This window comes from Aeromicrobium sp. SP1, assembly GCF_055663785.1.
Window position 1 is genome coordinate 974609 of record NZ_JBQVVK010000001.1, and the last position, 22968, is coordinate 997576.

Annotated in this window: 28 protein-coding genes and 1 riboswitch; of the genes, 24 read left to right on the forward strand and 4 right to left on the reverse strand. The window is 71.3% G+C overall.

Going from position 1 to position 22968, the window contains the following annotated elements:
* From ACT26F_RS04795 to ACT26F_RS04805, 3 genes are read right to left on the reverse strand one after another with little or no spacing between them, the layout of a single operon-like run.
* A complete protein-coding gene (locus ACT26F_RS04795; protein WP_471669352.1) occupies positions 1 to 1665 on the reverse strand; it encodes a S8/S53 family peptidase in 1665 nt (554 codons plus the stop codon).
* Between the two features lie 8 nt (positions 1666 to 1673).
* Complete coding sequence (locus ACT26F_RS04800) at positions 1674 to 2132, reverse strand: hypothetical protein (protein WP_471669353.1); 459 nt, start codon at positions 2130 to 2132, stop codon at positions 1674 to 1676.
* Positions 2129 to 2731: an RNA polymerase sigma factor gene (locus ACT26F_RS04805; RefSeq protein WP_471669354.1), complete on the reverse strand. Its 603-nt coding sequence runs from the start codon at positions 2729 to 2731 to the stop codon at positions 2129 to 2131. The genes ACT26F_RS04800 and ACT26F_RS04805 overlap by 4 nt, the downstream gene beginning before the upstream one ends.
* A gap of 119 nt (positions 2732 to 2850) precedes the next feature.
* Here ACT26F_RS04805 and ACT26F_RS04810 point away from each other — a divergent pair, with 119 nt between their 5' ends.
* From ACT26F_RS04810 to ACT26F_RS04895, 18 genes are all read left to right on the forward strand, one after another.
* On the forward strand, positions 2851 to 3267 hold the full coding sequence (locus ACT26F_RS04810) for a hypothetical protein (RefSeq protein ID WP_471669356.1): 417 nt from the start codon (positions 2851 to 2853) through the stop codon (positions 3265 to 3267).
* A gap of 25 nt (positions 3268 to 3292) precedes the next feature.
* Positions 3293 to 3613: an integration host factor, actinobacterial type gene (gene mihF / locus ACT26F_RS04815; protein WP_471669357.1), complete on the forward strand. Its 321-nt coding sequence runs from the start codon at positions 3293 to 3295 to the stop codon at positions 3611 to 3613.
* Positions 3606 to 4196, forward strand: coding sequence for a guanylate kinase (gene gmk, locus ACT26F_RS04820; protein WP_471669358.1), 591 nt, complete (start codon positions 3606 to 3608; stop codon positions 4194 to 4196). The genes mihF and gmk overlap by 8 nt, the downstream gene beginning before the upstream one ends.
* 26 nt (positions 4197 to 4222) lie before the next feature.
* Positions 4223 to 4504, forward strand: coding sequence for a DNA-directed RNA polymerase subunit omega (gene rpoZ / locus ACT26F_RS04825; protein WP_471669359.1), 282 nt, complete (start codon positions 4223 to 4225; stop codon positions 4502 to 4504).
* Positions 4501 to 5703, forward strand: a complete 1203-nt coding sequence (gene coaBC, locus ACT26F_RS04830) for a bifunctional phosphopantothenoylcysteine decarboxylase/phosphopantothenate--cysteine ligase CoaBC (protein ID WP_471669360.1) — start codon at positions 4501 to 4503, stop codon at positions 5701 to 5703. The genes rpoZ and coaBC overlap by 4 nt, the downstream gene beginning before the upstream one ends.
* Before the next feature lie 86 nt (positions 5704 to 5789).
* Positions 5790 to 6977 carry a methionine adenosyltransferase gene (metK, locus tag ACT26F_RS04835; RefSeq protein WP_471669362.1) on the forward strand — a complete coding sequence of 396 codons (1188 nt, stop codon included), beginning with the start codon at positions 5790 to 5792 and terminating at the stop codon, positions 6975 to 6977.
* A gap of 70 nt (positions 6978 to 7047) precedes the next feature.
* Positions 7048 to 8907: a primosomal protein N' family DNA-binding protein gene (locus ACT26F_RS04840; RefSeq protein WP_471669363.1), complete on the forward strand. Its 1860-nt coding sequence runs from the start codon at positions 7048 to 7050 to the stop codon at positions 8905 to 8907.
* Positions 8908 to 8929: 22 nt separating this feature from the next.
* Positions 8930 to 9853, forward strand: coding sequence for a methionyl-tRNA formyltransferase (gene fmt / locus ACT26F_RS04845; RefSeq protein ID WP_471669364.1), 924 nt, complete (start codon positions 8930 to 8932; stop codon positions 9851 to 9853).
* Positions 9850 to 11106, forward strand: coding sequence for an RsmB/NOP family class I SAM-dependent RNA methyltransferase (locus tag ACT26F_RS04850; protein WP_471669365.1), 1257 nt, complete (start codon positions 9850 to 9852; stop codon positions 11104 to 11106). The genes fmt and ACT26F_RS04850 overlap by 4 nt, the downstream gene beginning before the upstream one ends.
* A 14-nt stretch (positions 11107 to 11120) precedes the next feature.
* A complete protein-coding gene (gene rpe, locus ACT26F_RS04855; RefSeq protein ID WP_471669366.1) occupies positions 11121 to 11798 on the forward strand; it encodes a ribulose-phosphate 3-epimerase in 678 nt (225 codons plus the stop codon).
* Positions 11799 to 11823: 25 nt separating this feature from the next.
* Positions 11824 to 11964: riboswitch (FMN riboswitch) on the forward strand.
* A gap of 89 nt (positions 11965 to 12053) precedes the next feature.
* Positions 12054 to 13088 carry a bifunctional diaminohydroxyphosphoribosylaminopyrimidine deaminase/5-amino-6-(5-phosphoribosylamino)uracil reductase RibD gene (gene ribD / locus ACT26F_RS04860; RefSeq protein WP_471671651.1) on the forward strand — a complete coding sequence of 345 codons (1035 nt, stop codon included), beginning with the start codon at positions 12054 to 12056 and terminating at the stop codon, positions 13086 to 13088.
* A complete protein-coding gene (locus ACT26F_RS04865) occupies positions 13088 to 13690 on the forward strand; it encodes a riboflavin synthase (RefSeq protein ID WP_471669367.1) in 603 nt (200 codons plus the stop codon). Before ribD ends, ACT26F_RS04865 begins: the two co-directional genes overlap by 1 nt.
* Entirely contained in the window at positions 13687 to 14946 is a 1260-nt protein-coding gene (locus tag ACT26F_RS04870; protein WP_471669368.1) for a bifunctional 3,4-dihydroxy-2-butanone-4-phosphate synthase/GTP cyclohydrolase II, read from the forward strand. The genes ACT26F_RS04865 and ACT26F_RS04870 overlap by 4 nt, the downstream gene beginning before the upstream one ends.
* Positions 14946 to 15425, forward strand: a complete 480-nt coding sequence (gene ribH / locus ACT26F_RS04875; protein WP_471669369.1) for a 6,7-dimethyl-8-ribityllumazine synthase — start codon at positions 14946 to 14948, stop codon at positions 15423 to 15425. Before ACT26F_RS04870 ends, ribH begins: the two co-directional genes overlap by 1 nt.
* Positions 15426 to 15435: 10 nt before the next feature.
* On the forward strand, positions 15436 to 15699 hold the full coding sequence (locus ACT26F_RS04880) for a phosphoribosyl-ATP diphosphatase (protein ID WP_471669370.1): 264 nt from the start codon (positions 15436 to 15438) through the stop codon (positions 15697 to 15699).
* A 9-nt stretch (positions 15700 to 15708) separates the two neighbouring features.
* Positions 15709 to 16554 (forward strand): ATP phosphoribosyltransferase, encoded by an 846-nt coding sequence (gene hisG, locus ACT26F_RS04885; RefSeq protein WP_471669371.1) that lies wholly within the window; start codon positions 15709 to 15711, stop codon positions 16552 to 16554.
* Positions 16542 to 16961 carry a PH domain-containing protein gene (locus ACT26F_RS04890; RefSeq protein ID WP_471669372.1) on the forward strand — a complete coding sequence of 140 codons (420 nt, stop codon included), beginning with the start codon at positions 16542 to 16544 and terminating at the stop codon, positions 16959 to 16961. The genes hisG and ACT26F_RS04890 overlap by 13 nt, the downstream gene beginning before the upstream one ends.
* On the forward strand, positions 16958 to 17440 hold the full coding sequence (locus tag ACT26F_RS04895) for an SseB family protein (RefSeq protein WP_471669373.1): 483 nt from the start codon (positions 16958 to 16960) through the stop codon (positions 17438 to 17440). Before ACT26F_RS04890 ends, ACT26F_RS04895 begins: the two co-directional genes overlap by 4 nt.
* On the opposite strand, the gene ACT26F_RS04900 is transcribed toward ACT26F_RS04895, so the two are convergent.
* The gene (locus ACT26F_RS04900; protein WP_471669374.1) at positions 17441 to 18430 is read right to left on the reverse strand and encodes a GNAT family N-acetyltransferase; all 990 of its coding nucleotides are present in this window, start codon (positions 18428 to 18430) and stop codon (positions 17441 to 17443) included. It lies immediately after the preceding gene.
* 83 nt (positions 18431 to 18513) lie between these two features.
* On the opposite strand from ACT26F_RS04900, the gene infC reads away from it, so the two are divergent.
* The 6 genes from infC to pheS are packed head-to-tail and all read left to right on the forward strand — an operon-like array spanning position 18514 to position 22968.
* Entirely contained in the window at positions 18514 to 19374 is an 861-nt protein-coding gene (gene infC / locus ACT26F_RS04905) for a translation initiation factor IF-3 (protein WP_471669375.1), read from the forward strand.
* Between the two features lie 2 nt (positions 19375 to 19376).
* Complete coding sequence (gene rpmI / locus ACT26F_RS04910; protein WP_471669376.1) at positions 19377 to 19571, forward strand: 50S ribosomal protein L35; 195 nt, start codon at positions 19377 to 19379, stop codon at positions 19569 to 19571.
* 36 nt (positions 19572 to 19607) lie between these two features.
* Positions 19608 to 20000 carry a 50S ribosomal protein L20 gene (rplT, locus tag ACT26F_RS04915; RefSeq protein WP_471669377.1) on the forward strand — a complete coding sequence of 131 codons (393 nt, stop codon included), beginning with the start codon at positions 19608 to 19610 and terminating at the stop codon, positions 19998 to 20000.
* 20 nt (positions 20001 to 20020) lie between these two features.
* Positions 20021 to 20806 (forward strand): TrmH family RNA methyltransferase, encoded by a 786-nt coding sequence (locus tag ACT26F_RS04920; protein ID WP_471669378.1) that lies wholly within the window; start codon positions 20021 to 20023, stop codon positions 20804 to 20806.
* Positions 20807 to 20816: 10 nt separating this feature from the next.
* Positions 20817 to 21854: a sensor histidine kinase gene (locus ACT26F_RS04925; RefSeq protein WP_471669379.1), complete on the forward strand. Its 1038-nt coding sequence runs from the start codon at positions 20817 to 20819 to the stop codon at positions 21852 to 21854.
* A gap of 10 nt (positions 21855 to 21864) precedes the next feature.
* A complete protein-coding gene (pheS, locus tag ACT26F_RS04930) occupies positions 21865 to 22968 on the forward strand; it encodes a phenylalanine--tRNA ligase subunit alpha (protein ID WP_471669380.1) in 1104 nt (367 codons plus the stop codon).

Here is a 22968-nt window from a genome sequence, read left to right on the forward strand (position 1 = left end):
TCATCGTCGCCGCGCGATGGCCTTGGACAGCACATCGCTGTTCGTCCGGACGACGGCGGCTCGGTCGGAGCCGCCTCGCGTGGCGAGCGTGGCTTCGATGTCGGCCGCGAGCTCGGCGGCGAACACCGGCGCCGCGAACGACGTGCCACTCCAGATCGCGAACCCGCCGCGGTAGTCGTCGGGATCGATCGACTCACGGGTGCGGTCGCCGTCCTTGACCCGGGCGATCGGTTCCAGGCCCCCTTGGAAGGCCGGGATCGTGCTCATCAGGGCTGCCCCGCGACGGTGCACCGTGACCCACGGTCCGGCGTTCGAGAAGAGCGCGTCGCTCAGTCCGTTGGGGTTCAGGGCGCCGACCGAGACGATCGGGGTGGCGCGCGGGTCGCGTCGGACGAGTCCCTCGCCGCCCGTCCACGGGGCGAACGCCGCGGGGAACATCGGCCGCGTGGTCGCGTCGTTCCCGGCGGAGCACACCACGACGGTCCCGGTTCGACCGATCGCGGCGAGGATCTCGTACATCGTCGGATCGAACTCATCGTCCTGCGGGGTCTCGTGGTAGTACCCGAACGACAGGTTGAGGACGTCGAGGTCCAGTCCTCCGTGCGCGTCCCCGCGCCGGACCAGGATCGCCACCTGCATGAGGGTCGTGATGAGCGTGGACTCCGGCGCCGTCCCATCGGACTCGATCACGCGCCACCAGTGGATGTCGGCCCGGGGTGCGCCCTGGTGCACGAGCCCGACGATGAACGTGCCGTGCCCGGACGCCTCGTCGATCGAGCCGTCGAGCGGTCCGGACACGTCGCCGACGCCTTCGGGGTCGGTCGCCGCCTCGACCTCGCCGATCGTCTGGCCGGCGAGCAGGCCGCTGCCGGCGAACACGCCCTGGGAGAACCACTCATGGTCGCCGCAGCCCGTGTCGATCACACCGACGCGCGCGCGGCGGTGGTCGGGATCCGCGCCGCGATCCGGGCGCGGACCCACGTACGCGATCGGCTGGCGGCCACCGGCGCCCGGCTCGCCGTAGGACTCGACCGCCGCGCTGGCGCCCCGGGTGACGGGAGCGCCCCGGGTGACGGGTGCACCGCGGGTGACCGGTGCGCCGCGCGTGACGGGTGCACCACGGGTCACGGGTGCGCCCCGGGTGACCGGCCAGGCATTGATGACGTGGTCGAGGCCGATCCCGCGAATGAGCTCTTCCTCGTCGTCCTCGCCATCATCGCTGAGGGCCGTCGCCCGGGCGGCCTGCAGCAGGGTCCACGCGTCCGGTGGGCGGGCAGGCGAGTTCTCCGTGGCGTCGATGATGAAGCGCGCCAGCCCGAGCGATCCGGTCGCCCAGGGATAGCGCTCGCGACGCTCGGAGCGCTCCTCCTCGCTCTCGTCGAGCACGAGGCGTGGGTAGTCCGGGTCCTCGCGGACGGTCCAGTGGAACGGTTCGGCGGCCCGGGTCAACAGCTCGATCGCCCGGTTGACCTCGATGAGGGTCGACACGAGGAGTCGGGTCGAGAGGTAGCCCGTCGGGTTGGCGCTCACGCCGCCCAACTTCACGGCCGCGTCCGGGTCGAGGATCTTGCCCTCCTCCTCGGCGACCGAACGGCGACGCGTCCATTCGTCCCACGACTTCAGCGTGGGGATCCGGCGTTCGTCCTCTGGCCTCTCGGAAACCATGCTGCTCCTCAGATCTCGAAGGTCGGGGTGGCGAGGTCGTCTCGGCCGTCGACGTCGAACCAGATCCGGATCAGTCCGGTCGGGATCTCGTCGAGCTCGAAGCGGCCCTCGGTCAGGTCGGCGGTGGACTCGTCGTCGCCGTGGACGAGTCGGACGGTGCCGTCGACGGCGGGGGTGATCCAGCCGTCGAGCCGGCGGGTGCCCTCGCTCGGTCCGTCCGAGACGCGGACCAGGACGGTGACGTCGTCGTAGGCGAACTCGATCGTGAGCGGTCCGGACTGCTCGGCCGCGCTGCGGGTGCCGACGAGCTCGGTGCTGCGGCTCAGCAGGGTCAGCAGCGAGTACTCGGTGTCGAGGTCCTCGGCGGCGACGGCCGCGATCATCGCGGCGGTCAGATGGGGCGGCACCGGGTCGAGTGCCTCGTACATCGTCTTCAGGTCGCTGAAGATCGGATCGCGATCGGTCATGACGCTTCCCCCTCACCGGAGATGACGGCCTTGAGCTTCTCGAGGCAGCGGCGCCGGGTGGGGCCGATGCTGCCGACGGGCATGCCCAGGTCGTCGGAGATGTGCTTGTAGTCGGGTCGGTCGTCGAAGGCGATGACGCGCAGCAGGCGCTGGCAGCGCTCGTTGAGCTGGGCGACCGCACCCCAGAGGCGGTGGCTCTCGTCGGCCTCGACGGCCTCGGCCTCCGCGGCTCGCGTCGACGGCAGCATCGGCGCGAGCGTCTCGTCGTCGGCGGAGTCCTCGCGGCGATTGCGCGAGGCCACGCGCCACGCCTGCCGGCGGGCGGTGATGATGAGCCACGACGACACGGCCCGGGGGTTCTCCACGGAGTCCTGCTTGCGGACGAGCGTCAGCCACGTGAACTGGATGACGTCCTCGCAGACGTCCTCATCGAGTCGGTAGGCGCGCACCACGTGCCACAGGACGGGAGTCATCTCCCGGACGAGATCGTCGATCGCACCGCGGTCGCCGTCGCGCCATCGGCTGAAGGCCTCGGCGGATCGGACCCACGGGGTCTCGTCGGGGTCGGGGGACGATGTCTGTGACGTGTCTGTGGCCACGGAGTTCATTGTGCTCACATCGCCGACGAGGCCGGAAGAGGACGCGCTGATACACGCGGTCCGAGAAACCCGGGAGCGCGTGGCCCGGGCAGTAACCTGTCGTGGTGCGACGTTCGGCCTTGGCTCTCTCAGTGGTCCTCGGTCTCGGTACGTTGACCGGCTGCTCGGGCGGGGGACCGTACTGCGACGCCGTCGACGACGCCAAGGCCCAGTTGACCGGCTTCAGCCAACGCACGCAGGCGAACTTCGCCGACAACGCGGCCGCGGTCGCGGCGATCGCCGAGGTCGCGCCCGAGGACGTCCAGAAGCAGTGGAACCAGATCGCGAAGGCCACCAAGCGGGTCGTGAAGGCCCAGGTGAAGGCCGGCATCGCGATGGAGGACCTCAACAAGGAGGCAGAGCTCAATGCGTTGTCCCAGGACGGCATCGATCGCCTGAACGCCGCCTTCGAGGCCTTCAACGACACCGCGGAACAACGCGAGGACGTGGTCCGCAGCGTGAGCGACGAGTGCGGCATCGACCTGTCCGAGAAGTAGTCCAGACCAGAACCCAGGAGTGATCGTGGCACTTCCCGAACTGTCCGACGAGCAGCGCCGAGAGGCGTTGGCCAAGGCCGCTGCCGCGCGCCAGGTGCGCGCCGAGGTGAAGAACCGGCTGCGCCATTCCGGCGCGTCGGTCGCGGACGTGCTGGCCGAGGCCAAGCAGAACGAGGCGGTCGCGAAGATCAAGGTGCTGGACCTGCTGCAGAGCATCCCCGGCATCGGCAAGCTGACCGCGCAGCAGATCATGGCCGACCTCAAGATCGCCGAGAGCCGCCGTCTGCGCGGGCTCGGTGCCAACCAGGCGAAGGGCCTCGTCGCCGAGATCGCCCGTCGTGGCTAGTCCCGACGTGGACCGGGGGCGACTGGTCGTCCTCGCCGGACCGACGGCCGTCGGCAAGGGAACCGTCGCGGCGTGGGTCCGCGAGCACCACCCCGAGATCTGGATGTCCGTCTCCGCCACGACACGCTCGCCGCGGCCCGGCGAGGTGGACGGCCAGCACTACCACTTCGTGTCCGCCGCGGAGTTCGACCGGCTCGTCGCGACCGACGGGCTGCTCGAGTGGGCCACGGTCCACGGCGTTCACCGCTACGGCACACCGCGGGCCGCGGTGGAGGAGCGGCTCGCGGCGGGGGAGTCGGTGCTGCTGGAGATCGACCTGCAGGGCGCCCGCCAGGTCAAGCAGCACGCGTCCGACGCCCTCATGGTGTTCCTCGAGCCACCCAGCTGGGACGAGCTCGTCAACCGGCTCGTCGGCCGGGGCACCGAGTCCGAGCAGGAGCGCGAGCGGCGGCTCGCGACCGCGCGACGGGAGTTGGCCGCCGTGTCCGAGTTCGACGTCGTCATCACGAACACCGAAGTCGAGGAAGCCGGGCGCGAGTTGGTAGACTTGTTCAGAACCGGGCTGTCAGCTGACGCCGGTTGACCCACCAAACTTTCTGGAGATTCCGAGTGTCCACGACACGTTCCGCTGCCGAAGGCATCACCAACCCGCCCATCGACGACCTGCTCGAGAAGGCGGACTCCAAGTACAAGCTGGTGCTGTACAGCGCCAAGCGCGCCCGTCAGATCAACGCCTACTACTCCCAGCTGGGCGAGGGCCTGCTCGAGTACGTCGGCCCGCTGCTGGAGACCCAGGTCCAGGAGAAGCCGCTGTCGATCGCGCTGCGCGAGATCAACGCCGACCTGCTGACGGTCGAGGACCTGCCCTCGGAGGCGGCTGCGGCCGAATGAGCCGGATCGTCCTCGGGGTCAGTGGCGGTGTCGCCGCCTACAAGGCGGCGTTGCTGCTGCGCCTGTTCACCGAGGGCGGTCACGACGTCCAGGTCGTCCCGACCGAGTCGGCGCTGCAGTTCGTCGGCGCCGCGACCTGGGAGGCCCTCTCGGGTCACCCGGTCCACACGGGCGTCTTCGAGGACGTCCCGGGTGTCCCGCACGTGCGCCTGGGCCAGACCGCCGACCTCGTCGTCGTCGTGCCCGCCACCGCGAACACGCTCGCGCGCGCGGCGCACGGACTGGCCGACGACCTGCTCACCAACACGCTGCTGACGGCCCGCTGTCCGGTCGTGCTGGCCCCGGCGATGCACACCGAGATGTGGGAGCACCCTGCCACCGTCGCCAACGTGGCCACCCTGCGTGAGCGCGGCGTCCACGTCATCGAGCCCGACTCGGGCCGGCTCACCGGGACCGACACGGGCCCCGGCCGACTGCCCGAGCCCGAGGCGATCCACGCGTTCTGCCTCACCGTGCTGCAGGGGCGCCCGCTCGACCTGGCCGGACGGCACGTCGTCGTGTCCGCCGGCGGCACGCGGGAGTTCCTCGATCCCGTGCGGTACCTGGGCAACCGGTCCTCGGGTCGCCAGGGCGTGGCGCTCGCCGAGGCTGCGCTGGCCCGCGGCGCCTCCGTCACGCTGGTCGCCGCGAACGTCGCGATCGACGTGCCCTCAGGAGCCGAGGTCGTTCGCGTCGTCACCACCGCCGAGTTGCGTGAGGCGATGCTCAAGGCCGTCGAGACGGCCGATGCGGTCGTGATGGCCGCCGCGCCCGCCGACTTCCGGCCCGTTTCGTTCGCCGACGCCAAGATCAAGAAGCAGCTCGACGGGCAGGCGCCCACGATCGAGCTGACCGAGAACCCGGACATCCTCGTCGAGCTCGTCCAGACGCGCACCGGCACGTCGCCCGTGATCGTCGGCTTCGCCGCCGAGACCGGCGACGCGAACGGCTCGGTGCTCGACCATGCCCGCGCCAAGCTCGCCCGCAAGGGCTGCGATCTGCTCGTGGTCAACGACGTCGGTTCCGAGCAGGTCTTCGGCAAGCCCGAGAACGAGGTCACGCTCCTGTCCGCCAACGGCTCGGAGCAGCCCGTCGCGCGGGCCGCGAAGGCCGACATCGCCCACGCGATCTGGGATGCGGTGGTCCACCTGTTGGACTGACCGTCCGACACGTGGACGCAGATTCCGGATCGTCGCGCACGCCCCAGTACAGTCGTGTGCGTCCCAACCCGCCAGAGAGGTAACTCGTGAGCCGTCTTTTCACGTCCGAGTCCGTGACCGAGGGTCACCCCGACAAGATCGCCGACCAGATCAGCGACAGCATCCTCGACGCGCTGCTCGCCCAGGATCCGAAGAGCCGGGTCGCGGCCGAGACCTTCGTCACCACCGGGCTCGTGCTCGTCGGTGGCGAGGTGACGACCGAGGCCTACGCCGACATCGCGCGCATCGCCCGAGATCGCGTCCTCGAGATCGGCTACGACTCCTCCACGAAGGGCTTCGACGGCGAGTCGTGCGCCGTGCAGGTCACCCTCGACGCCCAGTCGCCCGACATCGCGCAGGGCGTGGACAAGGCCGAGGAGGCCCGGCTCGGCGGCGCCACCGACCCGCTCGATCTGCAGGGCGCCGGCGACCAGGGCCTCATGTTCGGCTTCGCGTGCGACGAGACCCCCGAGCTGATGCCGCTGCCGATCACGATCGCGCACCGTCTCTCCGAGCAGCTCACGAAGGTCCGCAAGGACGGCACGCTGCCGTACCTGCGTCCCGACGGCAAGACCCAGGTCACGATCGAGTACGACGATGACGACAAGCCGGTCCGCGTCGAGGCGATCGTCATCTCGACCCAGCACGAGGACGGCGTCGACCTGGAGCACCAGCTGCCGTCGGACCTGAAGAAGCACGTCATCGACGAGGTGCTGAGCCACTACGACATCGACTCGTCCGACTACAAGTCGCACATCAACCCGACGGGCAAGTTCGTCATCGGCGGCCCCATGGGTGACGCCGGCCTGACCGGCCGCAAGATCATCGTCGACACCTACGGCGGCTACGCCCGCCACGGCGGCGGCGCGTTCAGCGGCAAGGATCCGAGCAAGGTCGACCGCTCGGCCGCCTACGCGATGCGCTGGGTCGCCAAGAACATCGTCGCCGCGGGCCTGGCCCGCAAGGCCGAGGTCCAGGTCGCCTACGCGATCGGCGTCGCCCGTCCGGTCGGCTTCTACGTCGACACGTACGGCACCGAGACCGTGCCGGTCGAGAAGATCCGCGAGGCCGTCCTGGAGGTCTTCGACCTGCGTCCGGCCGCGATCGTGCGCGACCTCGACCTGCTGCGTCCGATCTACGCGCAGACCGCCGCGTACGGCCACTTCGGCCGCCCCGGCCTGCCGTGGGAGAGCACGGACCGCGCCGAGGCGCTCAAGGCCGCCGCCGGCGCCTGAGAGCGCTGTCGGCCCCGGCTGGTAGAACAGGCGGGTGAGTCAAGGACAGGGGCGTGTCGCACGGGTTGCCGTGGACACGCCCCTGTCCCATCTCGACCGTCCCTTCGACTACCTCGTCCCCGACGACCTGGTCGACCAGGTGGTCGCCGGAGGACGGGTCAAGGTCCGGTTCGCCGGGCGTCTCGTCGACGGCTACGTGCTCGCGCTCGACGACGCGAGCGCCCACGAGGGAACGCTCGCCCCGGTCGCCAAGGCGGTCTCGGCCGAGCCGGTCCTGACGCCCGAGGTCGCCGCCCTCGCCCGCTCGGTCGCCGACCGGTACGCCGGCACGATGGCGGACGTCCTGCGGCTCGCGGTGCCGCCGCGGCACGCCCGTGCCGAGGCGCGGCCCCACGCCGAGCCGGTCGAGCTGCCGCCGGACATCGGTGACGCCTCGTGGCACGCCTACGTCCACGGCGCGGCCTTCGTCCGCGAGCTGGCGGCTGGCGCCTCGCCGCGTACCGTGCTCACGGCGCTGCCCCGCCACGAGCCCGAGCGCGCGGTCGCCGAGGCGGTCAGCGCCACCGTCCGGTCGGGTCGTGGTGCCGTCGTGTGCGTTCCCGACGCGCGTGACGTCGCCCGCTGGGACGCGGTGTTCACTCAGGCCCTCGGCCCCGACGCCCACGTCGTCCTGACCGCCGCCGACAAGCCGGCCGTGCGGTACCGCAACTTCCTGCGAGTCGTCCGCGGGGAGGTCCGTGTCGTCCTCGGCACCCGGGGCGCGGCCTACGCGCCCGTCCACGACCTGGGCCTCGTCGCGATCTGGGACGACGGCGACGACCTGCACGCCGAGCCGCGCGCCCCCTACCCGCACACGCGCGAGGTGCTGCTGCTGCGGGCCGCGTCCCAGGGCGCCGGTGTGCTGATCGCCGGGTACGCCCGGACGGCCGAGGCGCAGTCGCTCGTCGCGCAGGGGTGGTGCGCCGACCTCGGCGCCGACCAGGCGGCCAGGCGCCGCGAGTGGCCCCTGCTGGAGGTCACCGACGGCAGCGAGCACGGCGCCGCCCCCGGGCGCCTGCCGCGGGCGGTCTTCGACGCGATCCGGGCAGCCGACGGTCCCGTGCTCGTCCAGGTGCCGCGCCGCGGCTACCGGACCTCGCTGGCCTGCGCGCAGTGCCGCACGCCGGCCACGTGCCGGGACTGCCAGGGCCCGCTCGTCCAGCTGCGCGCCGATGCCCCGCTCGTGTGCCGTTGGTGCGCGACCACGGTGCCCGCGTGGCGGTGCGGCGAGTGCGGCGGCACGCGACTGCGCGCCCCCGTCGTCGGTCAACTGCGCACCGCCGAGGAGTTCGCGGCGGCGTTCCCCGAGCACCGGATCGTCACGTCCGGCGGCGACACCGTGCTCGACGAGGTCGCACCGGACGACCGGCCGCTCGTGCTCGCGACTCCGGGTGCCGAGCCCGTCGTGCCCGGCGGCTACGCCACGGTCGTCCTGCTGGACACGTGGCTCATGCTGTCGCGTGACGACGTCCGGGTGGTCGAGGAGTCGCACCGGCGGTGGTTCACGGCGCTGGCCCTGGCCTCGTTCGGCGCTCGTGCGGTCGCAGTCGGCGACAGCGGCGTCCTGCAGGGACTCGTGCGCGCCGATCCGGCCGACGTCGCGGCACGCGAGCTCGCCGATCGCGCGCAGACGCACCTGCCGCCGGTCGGGCGGCTCGCGACCGTCGACGGCCCCGAGGACGTCATCGTCGCCCTCGCGGCCCGACCGTGGCCCGACTTCGCCGACGTCCTCGGTCCCGTTCCGCTCGAGCCGGGCCGCGACCGGATCCTCGTGCGCGTCCCCCGACGCGAGGGCCTCGCGCTCGCGACGGTGCTCAAGGAGGTGGCCGCGGAGCGCAGTGCCGCCAAGCTGCCTCCCGTGCGCATCCAGATCGACCCCGTCGCGTTCTGAGGCCGACCCCTAGACTCACCGGGTGAGGATCGTGTTCGCGGGGACCCCCAGCACCGCCGTACCGACGCTGGAGGCACTCGTCGCCGGTCGGCACGACGTCGTCGCCGTCGTCACCCGTCCCGACGCTCGCGTGGGCCGGGGCCGCAGCCTCACCGCGTCGCCCGTCGCCGAGGCGGCCGAGGCGCACGGGATCCCGGTCCTCAAGCCGACCTCCACGTCCGATCCGGAGTTCCTCGCGGCCCTCGCCGAGACGGGGGCGCGGCTCGGGGTCATCGTCGCGTACGGGGCGCTGCTGCGCCGCGACGTGCTGGACGCGCTCGAGCTCGGCTGGATCAACCTGCACTACTCGGTGCTGCCGGCGTGGCGGGGCGCGGCTCCCGTGCAGCGATCGATCATGGCCGGCGACGAGGTCACCGGCGCCACGGTCTTCAGCCTCGTCGAGGCGCTCGACGCCGGTCCCGTGCTGGGCACGATCACCGAGCGGATCCGTGAGGACGACACCGCGGGCGCGCTGCTCGACCGGCTCTCCGACGAGGGCGCGAAGCTCGTGGCCGACGTCGTCGACCACATCGAGGACGGCGACATCGGCGCGATCGCGCAGCCCGAGGACGGCCTCTCCTACGCCCACAAGCTGACCACCGAGGACGCCCGCGTCGACTGGACTCGTCCCGCCTTCGCGGTCGACCGCCAGATCCGCGGCTGCACGCCCGCACCGGGGGCGTGGACCGAGGCGGGCGACGTGCGGCTCAAGATCGGTCCGGTGACCGTGACCGACGAGAACACCCTGGCGCCGGGCGCCGTCGCGATCGGCCGGCGCGAGGTCCGCGTCGGCACGGCCACCACCGACGTCGTCCTCGGCGAGGTCCAGCCGCACGGGAAGAAGGCCATGCCCGCCTCGGACTGGGGTCGCGGTCTGGGCGGCCGGACCGAGGAGGTCTTCGCATGACCGATCCCCGGGACATCGCCTACGAGGTCATGGTCGCGGTGCGTGAGCGCGATGCGTACGTGAACCTGCTGCTGCCGACGCTGCTCAAGGATGCGGACGCGCGGGACGCGGCGCTCGCGACCGAACTGACCCACAACACGATCCGGCGACAGGGCACCTACGACGCGATCATCGACTCGGTCGCCACGAGCAAGGTGGCCCCCGCCGTGCGGGATGCCCTGCGGCTCGGCACGCACCAGCTGCTCGCGATGCGGGTCCCGGCGCACGCCGCCGTCGACACGACCGTGCGGCTCGTGCGCCGCCGGCTCGGCCATCGTCCGGTCGGCTTCACCAACGCCGTGCTCCGCAAGATCGCGGCCAAGGACCTCGACACGTGGGTCGCCGAGCTGACGGCGGGCCTGCCCCGCCACGAGGCGCTCGCGATCCGGCACTCCCACCCGCTGTGGGTCGTCGCCGCCCTGGAGCAGTCGGTGGGCGCGGACGAGCTGGAGGCGCTGCTCGCCGCCGACAACGCCCCGCCCCTGGTGACCCTCGTCGCGCGCCCCGGGCTGTGCGACCCGAGCGACCTACCCGGTGAGCCGGGGCGGCTCTCGCCGTACGCGCGCATCCTGGCCGGCGGTGACCCGGGCGCGATCGCGGCCGTGCGCGACGGCCGGGCCGGCGTCCAGGACGAGGGATCGCAACTGGTCGCGATCACGACCGCCGACGCGACGGTCGACGGCTACGACACGTACTGGCTCGATGTCGCGGCCGGGCCCGGGGGCAAGGCCGCCCTGCTGGGTGCGATCGCGGCGCAACGGGGGGCGACCCTCGTGGCGAACGAGTTCCAGCCGCACCGGGCCGACCTCGTGCGCCAGTCCGTGCGCGCGCTGCGCAACGTCGAGGTCACGGTCCATGACGGGCGCGAGGGTCCGTGGGACGAGGAGTCGTTCGACCGGGTCCTGCTCGACGCCCCGTGCACGGGGCTGGGTGCCCTGCGCCGCCGCCCCGAGGCGCGCTGGCGTCGACGCCCGGAGGACGTTCCCGAGCTCGCGGCGCTGCAGCGCGAGCTGCTCGTGCGGTCGCTCGACCTCACGCGGCCCGGGGGAGTCGTCGGCTACGCGACGTGCTCGCCGCTGCTCGCCGAGACGCGCGAGGTCGTCGACGCCGTCCTGGCCGAGCGGACCGACGTCGAGGTCGAGTCCGAGCACCGCTGGTGGCCGCACACCGACGGCACGGACGCGATGTACCTCGCGGTCCTGCGGCGTCGCTGAAGTACCCTCACCGCATGCGCATCACCCCGAGCCTGCTGAACGCCGACTTCGCGAACCTTGCCGGCGAGGCGGCGCGCATCCCGACGGCCGACTTCCTGCACCTCGACGTCATGGACAACCACTTCGTGCCGAACCTGACCCTGGGTGCCCCCGTCATCGAGGCGATCGCCAGGGTCGCGACGCAGCCGATCGACGCGCACCTCATGATCGAGGACCCCGACCGGTGGGCGCCGGAGTACGTCGAGGCGGGCGCGTCCAGCGTGACCTTCCACGTCGAGGCGGCCAAGGCTCCCGTGCGGCTCGCCCGCGAGCTGCGCGCCAAGGGCGCCCGCGCGTCGATGGCACTCAAGCCGGCGACGTCGATCGATCCCTACGAGGACCTGCTGCCCGAGCTCGACATGGTGCTGATCATGACGGTCGAGCCCGGCTTCGGGGGACAGCGGTTCCTCGACCTGTGCCTGCCGAAGATCCGGCGCACCCGCGAGCTCATCGACAAGCACGGTGGCGACATCTGGCTGCAGGTCGACGGCGGCGTCTCGATCGAGACGATCGAGCGGTGCGCCGAGGCCGGTGCGGACACGTTCGTCGCGGGCTCGGCCGTCTACGGCGCCGACGATCCGGGCGCGATGGTCGAGGCCCTCCGTGAGAAGGCCGTCTCAGCCTGTGGTCACCCGGGAGAGCCCCGCCGGTAGACTTTCGGACGTACGAGCAATTGCTCGCGTGCTCCGGGGTCGGTGCAAGTCCGAACCGGCGGTGACAGTCCGCGACCCGAGGTCCGCCCAGCAGTCAGGGGCGACCGAGGTTGAACCGGTGGAATTCCGGTACCGACGGTGAAAGTCCGGATGGAAGGTGCACGCTGCTCGGGCGCGATGCGTCCGGGTGTCCCCGGTGCGCGTCGAGCCTGACCGAGGGAGCCCCGGGTGGCCAGCCAGACCGAGATCGAGGCGATGCGTCGTGCCCTCGATGCCGCGCATGCGACCGGACGCACGCTGCCGAACCCGCAGGTCGGTTGCGTGCTGCTCGCCGCCGACGGCACCGAGATCGCCGTGGGCGTCCACCGCGGGGCCGGCACGCCGCACGCGGAGGTCGACGCCCTGGCCCAGGCCGGTGATCGCGCCCGTGGCGCCACGGCCGTCGTGACGCTCGAGCCGTGCGACCACACCGGACGCACGGGACCGTGCACCGAGGCGCTCGCCGCGGCCGGTGTCGCCCGCGTCGTCTACGGCTCCACCGATCCCGCCGAGGGCGCCGGGGGAGCGAAGGCCCTCGAGGCCGCCGGCATCGAGGTCGAGGGCGGCGTCCTGGCCGCCGAGACCGACGCGCTGATCCGCGAGTGGTCGTACCCCGCGGTGCACGGCCGGCCGTTCGTCACGTGGAAGTACGCCGCCACGATGGACGGCCTGAGCGCCGCGCCCGACGGCACGAGCAAGTGGATCACCGGCGAGACCGCACGCCGCGACGTCCAGCGGTTCCGGGCCGAGTGCGACGCGATCATGGCCGGCACCGGCGCCGTGATGATCGACGACCCCCGGCTGACCGTGCGCGACGAGAACGACCTGCCGCTGCCGTTCGACCGTCAGCCGCTGCGGGTCGTCGTCGGCAGCACCCAGATCCCCAGCTACTACCGGGTCTTCGACCGGGTCGCGCCCACGCTGCTCATCCAGACCCGCGACCCGCACGAGGTGCTCGCGACGCTCATGGAGCGCGACATCCGCCACGTGTGGCTCGAAGGTGGACCGCGACTGGCCGGCGCCTTCTGGAACGCGGGCCTGATCGACCGCGTCATCGGTTACATCGCCCCGGCAATGCTCGGCTCGGGCCGCGCGGCGCTGGAGGGCGAGGCGGCGACGCTCGCCGACATCCGGCCGATCGAGATCACCGACCTGACGACGGTCGGCGCGGACATTCGCATCATCGGCACGCCGGGCCGGGCTCCTCGCGAGGAGATGGACGGCGACATCGAGACGGAGGAGCGGCACTGATGTTCACCGGACTGGTCGAGGAGTTGGGCACGGTCGTCGCGATCGACGACCTGGGCGACTCCGTGCGGCTCACGATCCGCGGACCGAAGGTCACGTCGGACGCCGCCCACGGCGACTCGATCGCGGTCAACGGCTGCTGCCTGACCGTGATCGACTCGACGCCTGACGACACCTTCAGCGCCGACGTGATGCGCGAGTCGCTCGTGCGCACGAGCCTGGGTGACCTCGCCCCCGGCGACGCGGTCAACCTCGAGCGCGCGATGCAGGCCGGCGCCCGGATGGGCGGCCACATCGTCCAGGGCCACGTCGACGGCACGGCCGCCGTGCTCGACCGCACGCCCAGCGAGCACTGGGAGGTCGTCCGCTTCACGCTGCCCGACGACCTCGCCCGCTACGTCGTCGACAAGGGCTCGATCACGGTCGACGGCACGTCGCTGACGGTCGTGGAGGCCGGCGACGACTGGTTCAGCGTCTCGCTGATCCCCACCACCCTGGCCGACACCGTGCTCGGCACCAGACAACCAGGCGACCGCGTCAACCTCGAGGTGGACGTGCTCGCGAAGTACGTCGAGCGACTGCTCGAGAAGGGAGTGCGCGCATGAGCGACCAGTACACCGGGGTCCGGCTCGACAGCATCGAGCGCGCGATCGCCGACATCCGCGAGGGCAAGGCGATCGTCGTGGTCGACGACGAGAGCCGCGAGAACGAGGGCGACATCATCTTCGCCGCGTCCAAGGCGACGCCCGAGCTGATGGCGTTCCTCGTGCGCCACTCCAGCGGCCTGATCTGCGCGCCCATCACGGGCCAGGTCCTCGACCGGCTCGCGATCCCGCTGATGACGCCGCACAACCGCGAGATGATGCGCACGGCCTACACGATCTCGATCGACGCGCGTGACGGGATCACGACGGGCATCTCCGCGGCCGACCGCGCCCGCACGTGCCGCGTGCTGGCGGACTCGGCGACCGAGCCGTTCGAGCTCGTCCAGCCGGGCCACATCGTGCCCCTGCGGGCCAAGCCCGGCGGCGTCCTCGAGCGCGCGGGCCACACGGAGGCCGCGGTCGACTTCGCGCGCCTCGCGGGCCTGACCCCCGCCGGCGTCATCGGCGAGGTCATGAACGACGACGGCACCCTCAAGCGGGCGCCCGAACTGCGTGAGTTCGCCGACGAGCACGGGATCGCGCTCGTGTCGATCGAGGACCTGCAGGTGTACCTGCGCCTGCACGAGACCCAGGTGGAGCGTCTCGCCGAGACCCGCCTGCCCACCGAGTTCGGGCAGTTCCGGGCATTCGGCTACCGCGACCGCATCGACGGCTCCGAGCACGTCGCGCTCGTGCACGGTGAGCCCAGCGCCGACGACGTCCTCGTGCGCCTGCACTCCGAGTGCCTCACCGGTGACGTGTTCGGGTCGCGACGCTGCGACTGCGGACCCCAGCTGGAGGCGGCAATGGCCGCCGTCGTGGCCGAGGGAGCCGGCGTCGTCGTGTACCTGCGTGGTCACGAGGGCCGGGGCATCGGGCTGCTGCACAAGCTGCAGGCCTACGAGCTGCAGGACCAGGGTCAGGACACGGTCGACGCGAACCTGTCGCTCGGCTTCGGCGAGGACGAGCGCGACTACGCCGCGGGCGCCCAGATCCTGCGCGACCTCGACATCGCGTCGGTGCGGCTGCTGACGAACAACCCCGACAAGAAGACGCAGCTGGAGCAGTACGGCGTCAAGGTCGTCGAGCGGCTGCCCGTCGTCATCGCGCCGACCACCGACAACCTGCGCTACCTGCAGACGAAGGCCGCCCGCATGGGCCACGACCTGCCCGGCCTCGCGCTGGCCGACGCCGCGCTGCCGACGGAGGAGAGCTGATGGCCGGACACGGAGCCCCCGAGCTGAGCGTCGACGCCTCCGGCGCACGCGTCGCGGTCGTGGCGTCGAGCTGGCACACCGAGGTGATGGACGGACTCGTCGCCGGGGCGCAGCGCGCCCTCGACGATGCCGGGGTCGGCGACGTCACGCTCGTCCGCACGGCCGGCTCGTTCGAGCTGCCGATCGTCTCGCAGGCCTACGCGAAGGCGGGCTACGACGCCGTCGTCGCGCTCGGCGTGATCATCCGCGGCGGCACTCCGCACTTCGAGTACGTCTCGGCGGCCGCGACCGACGGACTCAACCGCGTGGCGCTCGACACGGGGGTCCCGGTGGGCTTCGGACTGCTCACGTGCGACACCGACGAGCAGGCCCTCGACCGTGCCGGGCTGCCCGGTTCGGCCGAGGACAAGGGCCGCGAGGCGACCGAGGCCGCGCTCGCGACATGGGCGACGCTCAGGGAGCTGTCGGCCCGCCGATAGGATGGGTTCGATGAAGACGTTCGAAGGCCTGTTCGCGGAGTTGTCCGAGAAGGCCGCCACCCGCCCCGAGGGCTCGCGCACGGTCGCCGAGCTCGACGGTGGCGTCCACACGATCGGCAAGAAGCTGGTCGAGGAGGCGGCAGAGTCGTGGATGGCCGCCGAGCATGAGGGACCTGCGCGTGCGGCCGAGGAGCTCAGCCAGCTGCTGTACCACGCGCAGGTGATGATGATCGCCGCTGGTATCTCCCTCGAAGACGTCTACTCCCACCTGTGAAGGAACCCCATGCTCAAGGTCGCCGTCCCCAACAAGGGGGCTCTTGCCGAATCCGCCGCCGAGATGCTGGTCGAGGCCGGCTACCGGCAGCGTCGGCACGCCAAGGACCTCGTCTCGGTCGACGCGGACAACGATGTCGAGTTCTTCTACCTCCGTCCGCGTGACATCGCGATCTACGTCGGCGAGGGCACGCTCGACGTCGGCATCACGGGTCGCGACCTGCTGCTCGACTCGGGGGCCAAGGCCGACGAGGCCATGACCCTCGGCTTCGCCGAGTCGACGTTCCGCTTCGCGGGCCTCGCGGGCGAGCTGACCACCGAGTCCGAGCTCGCCGGCCGCCGCATCGCCACCTCGTACCCGGGCATCGTCCGGGCGCACCTGGAGGCGCTCGGCGTCGAGGCCCAGGTCGTGCGCCTCGACGGTGCCGTCGAGACCTCGATCCGGCTCGGGGTCGCCGACGCGATCGCCGACGTCGTCGAGACCGGCACGACGCTGCGCCAGGCCGGGCTCGAGATCTTCGGCGAGCCGATCCTGTCGTCGGAGGCCGTGCTCATCACGCGCTCGGGCGCCGACAAGCCTGCGGGCTTCGAGGTGTTCCGCCGGCGGCTCGAGAGCGTCATCGTCGCGCGCACCTACGTGATGATGGACTACGACATCCGCGTCGAGAACGTCGAGCGCGCCGTCCAGCTGACGCCCGGCATCGAGTCACCGACCGTGTCGCCCCTTCATCGCGAGGGGTGGGTCGCGGTCCGGGCCATGGTCCCGCGCGACGCCGCCCAGAAGGTCATGGACGACCTGTTCGCGCTCGGCGGTCGCGGCATCCTCGTCACCGACATCCTGTCGTGTCGGATCTGAATCGCCGGACGTTCCGGCCCACCGGCGTCATCGTCGTCATGTGGGCGATCGTCGGCGTGCTCGTCATCCTCACGGCCGTGATCGGCGCGAAGCTGCCCGAGGAGGCCCGGTTCACGACGTCGCAGAACGCCACGATCTGGATCCTCGTGGGCCTCGTCGGTGTCGTCGCGCTCATCGTGTCGATGTGTCGCGTCGTCGCCGACGACGAGCGGCTGACCTTCGTCAACGGGCTGCGTCGTCGCACCCTGGCGTGGACTGAGGTCGCCGGCATCTCGATGAACCGCGGTGCGCCGTGGCCCACGGTCGTGACCCACGACGACCGCCGGTTCATCCTGTTCGCGATCCAGGGCAGTGAGGGCGACTCGGCGCACGAGGCCGTCCGCTGGCTCGCGGGACACGTCCGATGAGTCACGGTGGAGGCGTGGACGGCGGTGGCCGGTCACTGGCCGCGCCGGCGTTCCCCGATGACGACGGCCTCGTCGATCCCGGCCTCGACCTGACCGACGACACGAGCACGCTCGCGACGATCGGTGCGGCACGTGTCTTCGTGCCGGTCGTGGCGGTGCTGGGGGAGCAGGCCACGGACGGCAGCGACAAGGACTCGGAGATGGCCGCCGTGCTGATGACCGGCGCCGACGGCCGGACGGCGCTGCTGGCGTTCAGCTCGACGGCGTCGATGACGCGCTGGAACGCCGACTCGCGACCCGTCCCGGTGTTCGGCCGCGATGCCGCGCGCGCCGCGATCGCCGACGGCGCCACCGCGATGCTGCTCGACCTCGGCCAGCCGACGTTCGCCGTCGTCGAGACCGACGACCTCGAGCACGTCGCCGCCGAGCACGTCCTCGTCCGCACCCCCACCGGGACGGCGTGGGTCGAACCCGCCTGATCAGTCCTCGACGGGGAGCACCTTCGCGAGCGGGACCGTGACGTGGATGTTGCCGTCGTGGCGCTCGACGCGGGCGACGAAGCCGGCGCTGCCGACGGTGCGCAGGAGCTTGTCATTCGAGCCGGCCGTGACGAACGTCAGCCGCTCGGCGCCGAGCGCCTTGGCCCGGCCGGCGCCGTGCTTGAGGAGCATCGCACCGAGGCCGCGGCCCTGCCACGCGTCCTCGATCAGCAGCTGGAACGTCCAACGCCCGTCGACCGGCTCGATCACGCCGTGCCCGACGAGGTCCAGGCCCGACTGCACGACGACGGCGATCCCGGACTCCGGCATCACGAGCCGGCGGGCCATCCGCGTCGTCATCGGCATCCGCAGCGGGACCTGGTAGCGGTGGTAGAGCGTCTCGACGCTGCAGCGCTGGTGCAGGGCGGCCACCGCGTCGATGTCGGCCAGCGTCGCCGGCCGCACGATCGGCAGCGGATCGCGGGTGACCGGGCGCAGCAGGGGCACGTCGATGCCGGCGTCGCTCACGAGCGACAGCAGGGCCTGGGCGCGGGCCCGCTCGACCGGGGTGAACGCGACGGCGCGGCTGATCCGCAGACTCGTGCCGTCGCGTCGACGCAGGTCCAGGACGTCGTGGCCGGCGTAGTCGGCGACGTCCGGGGGAGTCGTGTCGAGCAGCTCGCGCAGGACCTCCTCGACGTCACGGCCCTCCTCGAGCACCTCGTGGACGCCGTGCAGGTAGCGGGTGGGCTCGTCGACGACCGCGTTGAGGTCGGTCCGGGTGACGGTGACGTCGACGCCACCGGCGTCCTCGAACACCGACGCGAGCTCGACGTCGCGCATGCCCTCCGGAGCGGTGACGATGAACTCGTCCACGACGCTGGGATCGCCGGGGAAGACCTGCATCCCGCCGATGTTGACGCCGGCCTTGCCGCAGGCCTGCGCGATCTCGGCCAGGATCCCGGGCCGGTCCTCCAGCGTCGTCCTCACGCGCCACATCATGCGCACCAGTGTGACCCGCCGACGTTTCCGGCGGATTTCGTGGGAATGCCGAGCACTGGTATGATGGTTGATTGAAGTGGAAGTCACCTTCCCACCTGCTGGATCCTCGGATCCAGGGGTCACCCGCCCGGGACTCGTTCCGGGCGCGAGGCACGTGTCTTCGGACATCGTGCGGCTGGTGGCTTTCGCTTCGACGGAGGCCACCTTTTTCGTGTCCTCCAAACCCGATCTCAGGAGGATCCATCAGCACAGATCTGCGCGTCAACGAGCGCATTCGCGTACCGGAGGTCCGGCTCGTCGGACCCAGCGGTGAACAGGTCGGCATCGTCCGCATCGAAGATGCCCTGCGCCTGGCCGCCGAGGCCGATCTCGATCTCGTCGAGGTCGCCCCGCAGGCCCGCCCACCGGTGTGCCGACTCATGGACTTCGGCAAGTTCAAGTACGAGGCTGCCCAGAAGGCCCGCGAGTCGCGACGCAACCAGACGAACACGGTCATCAAGGAGATGAAGCTCCGCCCGAAGATCGACCAGCACGACTACGACACCAAGAAGGGTCACGTCGTGCGGTTCCTCAAGGCGGGCGACAAGGTCAAGATCACGATCATGTTCCGTGGCCGTGAGCAGCACCGCCCCGAGCTCGGGTACCGACTGCTGCAGAAGCTGGCCGCAGACGTCGAGGATCTCGGCTTCATCGAGTCGAACGCCCGTCAGGACGGTCGCAACATGACGATGGTGCTCGGTCCCCACAAGAAGAAGTCCGAGGCGCAGGCCGAGGTCAAGGCCGAGAAGGCCACGACCATCGCTCAGCGCCAGGCCAACAAGGAAGCCGAAGAGGCTGCCGACAAGGCCCACCGCGAAGAACAGCAGAAGAACGCGACGCCCAAGAAGCCGCGGCGTCGCTCTGAGAACCTCGACCCAGACATGGAGGCATAACCGTGCCGAAGTTCAAGCCCCACTCGGGCATGAAGAAGCGCATCAAGATCACCGGCAAGGGCAAGCTCCGCCGCGAGCAGACCAACCGCCGTCACCTCTTGGAGGTCAAGTCCTCGACCCGGAAGCGCCGCCTCGCCGGCACGACCGAGGTGTCGAAGGCTGACACCAAGCAGGTCAAGAAGCTGCTCGGTCTCTGAGCGCCCCCGATCCCCAGAATTTGAAGGAGTAACACTGTGGCACGCGTCAAGCGTTCAGTGAATGCGCAGAAGAAGCGCCGCGAAATCCTCGAGCGCGCTTCGGGCTACCGTGGCCAGCGCTCGCGTCTGTACCGCAAGGCCAAGGAGCAGGTCACCCACTCGCTGGTCTACTCGTACAACGACCGCAAGGCCCGCAAGGGCGACTTCCGTCGCCTCTGGATCCAGCGGATCAACGCCGCGGCTCGCGCCGAGGGCATCACGTACAACCGCTTCATCCAGGGTCTGAAGGCCGCCGAGGTCGAGGTCGATCGCAAGATCCTCGCCGACCTGGCCGTCAACGACCCGGCCGCGTTCAGCGCCCTCGTCGAGGTCGCCAAGGCGAACCTCCCCGAGGACGTCAACGCGCCCAAGGCGGATTCGGTCGCCTGAGCACCGACTCCAACGCACCCGTGGCGAGCCCCGGCGAGCTCACCGTCCGTTCCGGACGCGTGAAGCACGCTCGGCGGCTCGCCACTCGTGCGTTCCGCGTCAAGACCGGTGAGTTCCTCGCCGAGGGTCCGCAGGCGGTGCGCGAGGCGCTCGCCGAGGAGGCCGCTCTCGAGGTCTTCGCGACGGTCGAGGCGACCGAGCGCCACCCCGAGCTCGTCGAGCAGGCCCAGGTCTGGCACGTCGTCACCGACGACGTCGTCGAGGCGATCGCCGACGCGGTCACGCCGCAGGGCCTCGTGGCGCGCTGCGCCAGCGTCCTGGGCACCCTCGTGGACGTGCCGACCGACGCGCGACTCGTCGTGGTGTGCGCCGAGATCCGCGATCCCGGCAACCTCGGCGCCGTGATCCGCTGCGCCGACGCCGCCGGCGCCGATGCCGTCATCGTGGCGGGCGAGAGCGTCGACCCGCTCAACCCCAAGGTCGTGCGGGCCACGGCCGGTTCCCTGTTCCACGTGCCGATCGCGGTCGAGGACGACACGGTCGAGGTCCTCGCGGTGCTGCAGGACCGCGGCGTGCAGGTGCTCGCCGCCGACGGTGGCGGCGACACCGGGCTGTTCGACACCGACCTCGACCTGTCCCGGCCGACGGCGTGGCTCATGGGCAACGAGGCCCACGGCCTGCCCGCCGACCTCGCATCACTGGCCGATCGGGTCGTCGCCGTCCCGATTCGTGGCCGCGCGGAAAGCCTCAATCTGGCCACCGCGGCTGCCGTGTGCCTCTACGCCTCGGCGCGGGAGCAGGGCTAGGCTGCCGTCCGTGCCCTTCGAGGACTTCCCGGACGGAGTGATCGTCGCCGACGCCGACGGCAAGGTCGTGGCGGCCAACCGCTGGGTCCGGTACTGGTCGCGGGCCGACGGCGACGAGATGCTCGGCATGGAGCTGACCGACGCGATCCCGTTCGACGACCTGAGCGGCAACTCGTGGTTCGACGTCGTCCAGCCGTACGACGGCCTGAACATCCGCACCCGGATCAGCGAGTCCTCGTGGTACTCGCCGCGCGGCAGTGAGTACCTCATCACGGCCTCGCTCGTGCGCGACCGGCCGGCCGGCAAGGTCGTCCAGGTCATCGTCAGCATCCGCAACGCCCGGGTCCGCCTGCAGCGCGATCGGGAGAAGTCCGACATGGTCGCGACCGTGGCCCACGAGCTGCGCTCGCCGCTGACCGGCATCAAGGGCTTCACGGCCACGCTGCTGGGCCGGTGGGACGCCTTCTCCGAGGAGCAGCGGCTCTTCATGCTGCAGACGATCGACGCCGACGCCGACCGACTCAGCCGGCTCATCACCGAGCTGCTCGACGCCGCCCGCATCGACGCGGGCCGGCTGTCGCTGCGGACCGAGCCGGTCCGGCTCGAGGAGATCGCCGCGCGGGTCCTCGGATCGGTCTTCTCGACCGCCGAGCAGCCGCCCGTGCCGCGTGTCGAGGGCCAGATCCCCGTCGTGTGGGGCGACGCCGACCGCGTCACGCAGGTCCTCACGAACCTTGTCGAGAACGCGATGCGCCACGGCGACGGACTGCGCGAGATCGTCGTGCGGCCCGTGGCCCACGGCACCGTCCCCGGCGTGAAGGTCATCGTGATCGACAACGGCCCGGGCATCCCGGTGGAGTCGCGGATGCGAATCTTCAGCCGCTTCTGGAAGTCCGGCCCCGGCGCCGGCAGCGGACTGGGCATGTTCATCGTGCGCGGGGTCGTCGACCAGCACGGCGGCACGATCTCGATCGAGGACGCCGAGGGCGGTGGCGCCTCGATCTGCGTGTGGTTCCCCGTGAACGAGCCGGACACGCTGACCGAATAGACTGGCGGGCGTGTCTGCGCCCAATTCCGACTACGACCCGGTCGAGGTGACGCCGTTGCGCGCCGACGAGGTCGAACGCATGCGTGACGAGGCCCTCGCGGCCATCGCCGCGGCCGATTCGCTCGACGCCCTCAAGCAGGTGCGCATCGACCACACGGGCGACCGCTCGCCGCTCGCGCTGGCGAACCGCGAGATCGGAGCGCTGCCCCCGGCGGCGCGCAAGGATGCCGGCCAGCGGGTCGGACAGGCCCGCGGCGCGGTCAACCAGGCGCTCGCCGCGCGCACCGCCGAGGTCGAGGCCGTCGAGTTCGAGCACCGGCTCGCGGCCGAGGCCGTCGACGTCACGCTGCCCACCGACGTCGAGCCGGTCGGCTCGCGCCATCCGATCACGACGATCCAGGAGCACGTCGCCGACATCTTCGTCGCGATGGGCTGGGAGGTCGCCGAGGGGCCCGAGGTCGAGGCCGAGTGGCTCAACTTCGACGCCCTGAACCTCGGTCCGGACCACCCGGCGCGCACGATGCAGGACACGTTCTGGGTCAGCCCCGAGAAGGCCGCGATGGTGCTGCGGACGCACACCTCGCCGGTCCAGGCGCGCACGATGCTCACGCGGACGCCCCCGATCTACGTCGTGTGCCCCGGGCGGGTCTACCGCACCGACGAGGCCGACGCGACGCACATGCCGGTGTTCCACCAGGTCGAGGGCCTCGCGATCGACAAGGGCCTGTCGATGGCGCACCTGAAGGGCACCCTGGACCACTTCGCCCGGGCGATCTACGGCACCGAGATCACGACGCGGTTCCGCCCGTCGTACTTCCCCTTCACCGAGCCGTCCGCCGAGGTCGACCTGCTCTGCTACGTCTGCCACAACGACCCGGCCGAGGTCTCCTCGTGCCGCACGTGTGGCGGCGAGGGCTGGGTCGAGTGGGGCGGCTGCGGTGTCGTCAACCCCCGCGTCCTGGTCGCGTGCGGCGTCGATCCCGAGGTGTACTCGGGGTTCGCGTTCGGCATGGGCCTGGACCGCACCATCACGAGTCGTTACGACATCGCCGACCTGCGCGACCTGTGGGACGGCGACGTCCGGTTCACCGAGCCCTTCGGAGTTGGTCTCTGA

Excerpts from the sequence above, each read along its gene's own strand:
- hisG (WP_471669371.1), top strand. The coding sequence starts at position 15,709 with ATGCTCAAGGTCGCCGTCCCCAACAAGGGGGCTCTTGCCGAATCCGCC.
- coaBC (WP_471669360.1), top strand. The coding sequence starts at position 4,501 with ATGAGCCGGATCGTCCTCGGGGTCAGTGGCGGTGTCGCCGCCTACAAG.
- ACT26F_RS04870 (WP_471669368.1), top strand. The coding sequence starts at position 13,687 with ATGAGCGACCAGTACACCGGGGTCCGGCTCGACAGCATCGAGCGCGCG.
- ACT26F_RS04800 (WP_471669353.1), bottom strand. The coding sequence starts at position 2,132 with ATGACCGATCGCGATCCGATCTTCAGCGACCTGAAGACGATGTACGAG.
- ribD (WP_471671651.1), top strand. The coding sequence starts at position 12,054 with ATGCGTCGTGCCCTCGATGCCGCGCATGCGACCGGACGCACGCTGCCG.
- ACT26F_RS04795 (WP_471669352.1), bottom strand. The coding sequence starts at position 1,665 with ATGGTTTCCGAGAGGCCAGAGGACGAACGCCGGATCCCCACGCTGAAG.
- ribH (WP_471669369.1), top strand. The coding sequence starts at position 14,946 with ATGGCCGGACACGGAGCCCCCGAGCTGAGCGTCGACGCCTCCGGCGCA.
- ACT26F_RS04865 (WP_471669367.1), top strand. The coding sequence starts at position 13,088 with ATGTTCACCGGACTGGTCGAGGAGTTGGGCACGGTCGTCGCGATCGAC.
- ACT26F_RS04895 (WP_471669373.1), top strand. The coding sequence starts at position 16,958 with ATGAGTCACGGTGGAGGCGTGGACGGCGGTGGCCGGTCACTGGCCGCG.
- ACT26F_RS04850 (WP_471669365.1), top strand. The coding sequence starts at position 9,850 with ATGACCGATCCCCGGGACATCGCCTACGAGGTCATGGTCGCGGTGCGT.
- rpe (WP_471669366.1), top strand. The coding sequence starts at position 11,121 with ATGCGCATCACCCCGAGCCTGCTGAACGCCGACTTCGCGAACCTTGCC.
- ACT26F_RS04880 (WP_471669370.1), top strand. The coding sequence starts at position 15,436 with ATGAAGACGTTCGAAGGCCTGTTCGCGGAGTTGTCCGAGAAGGCCGCC.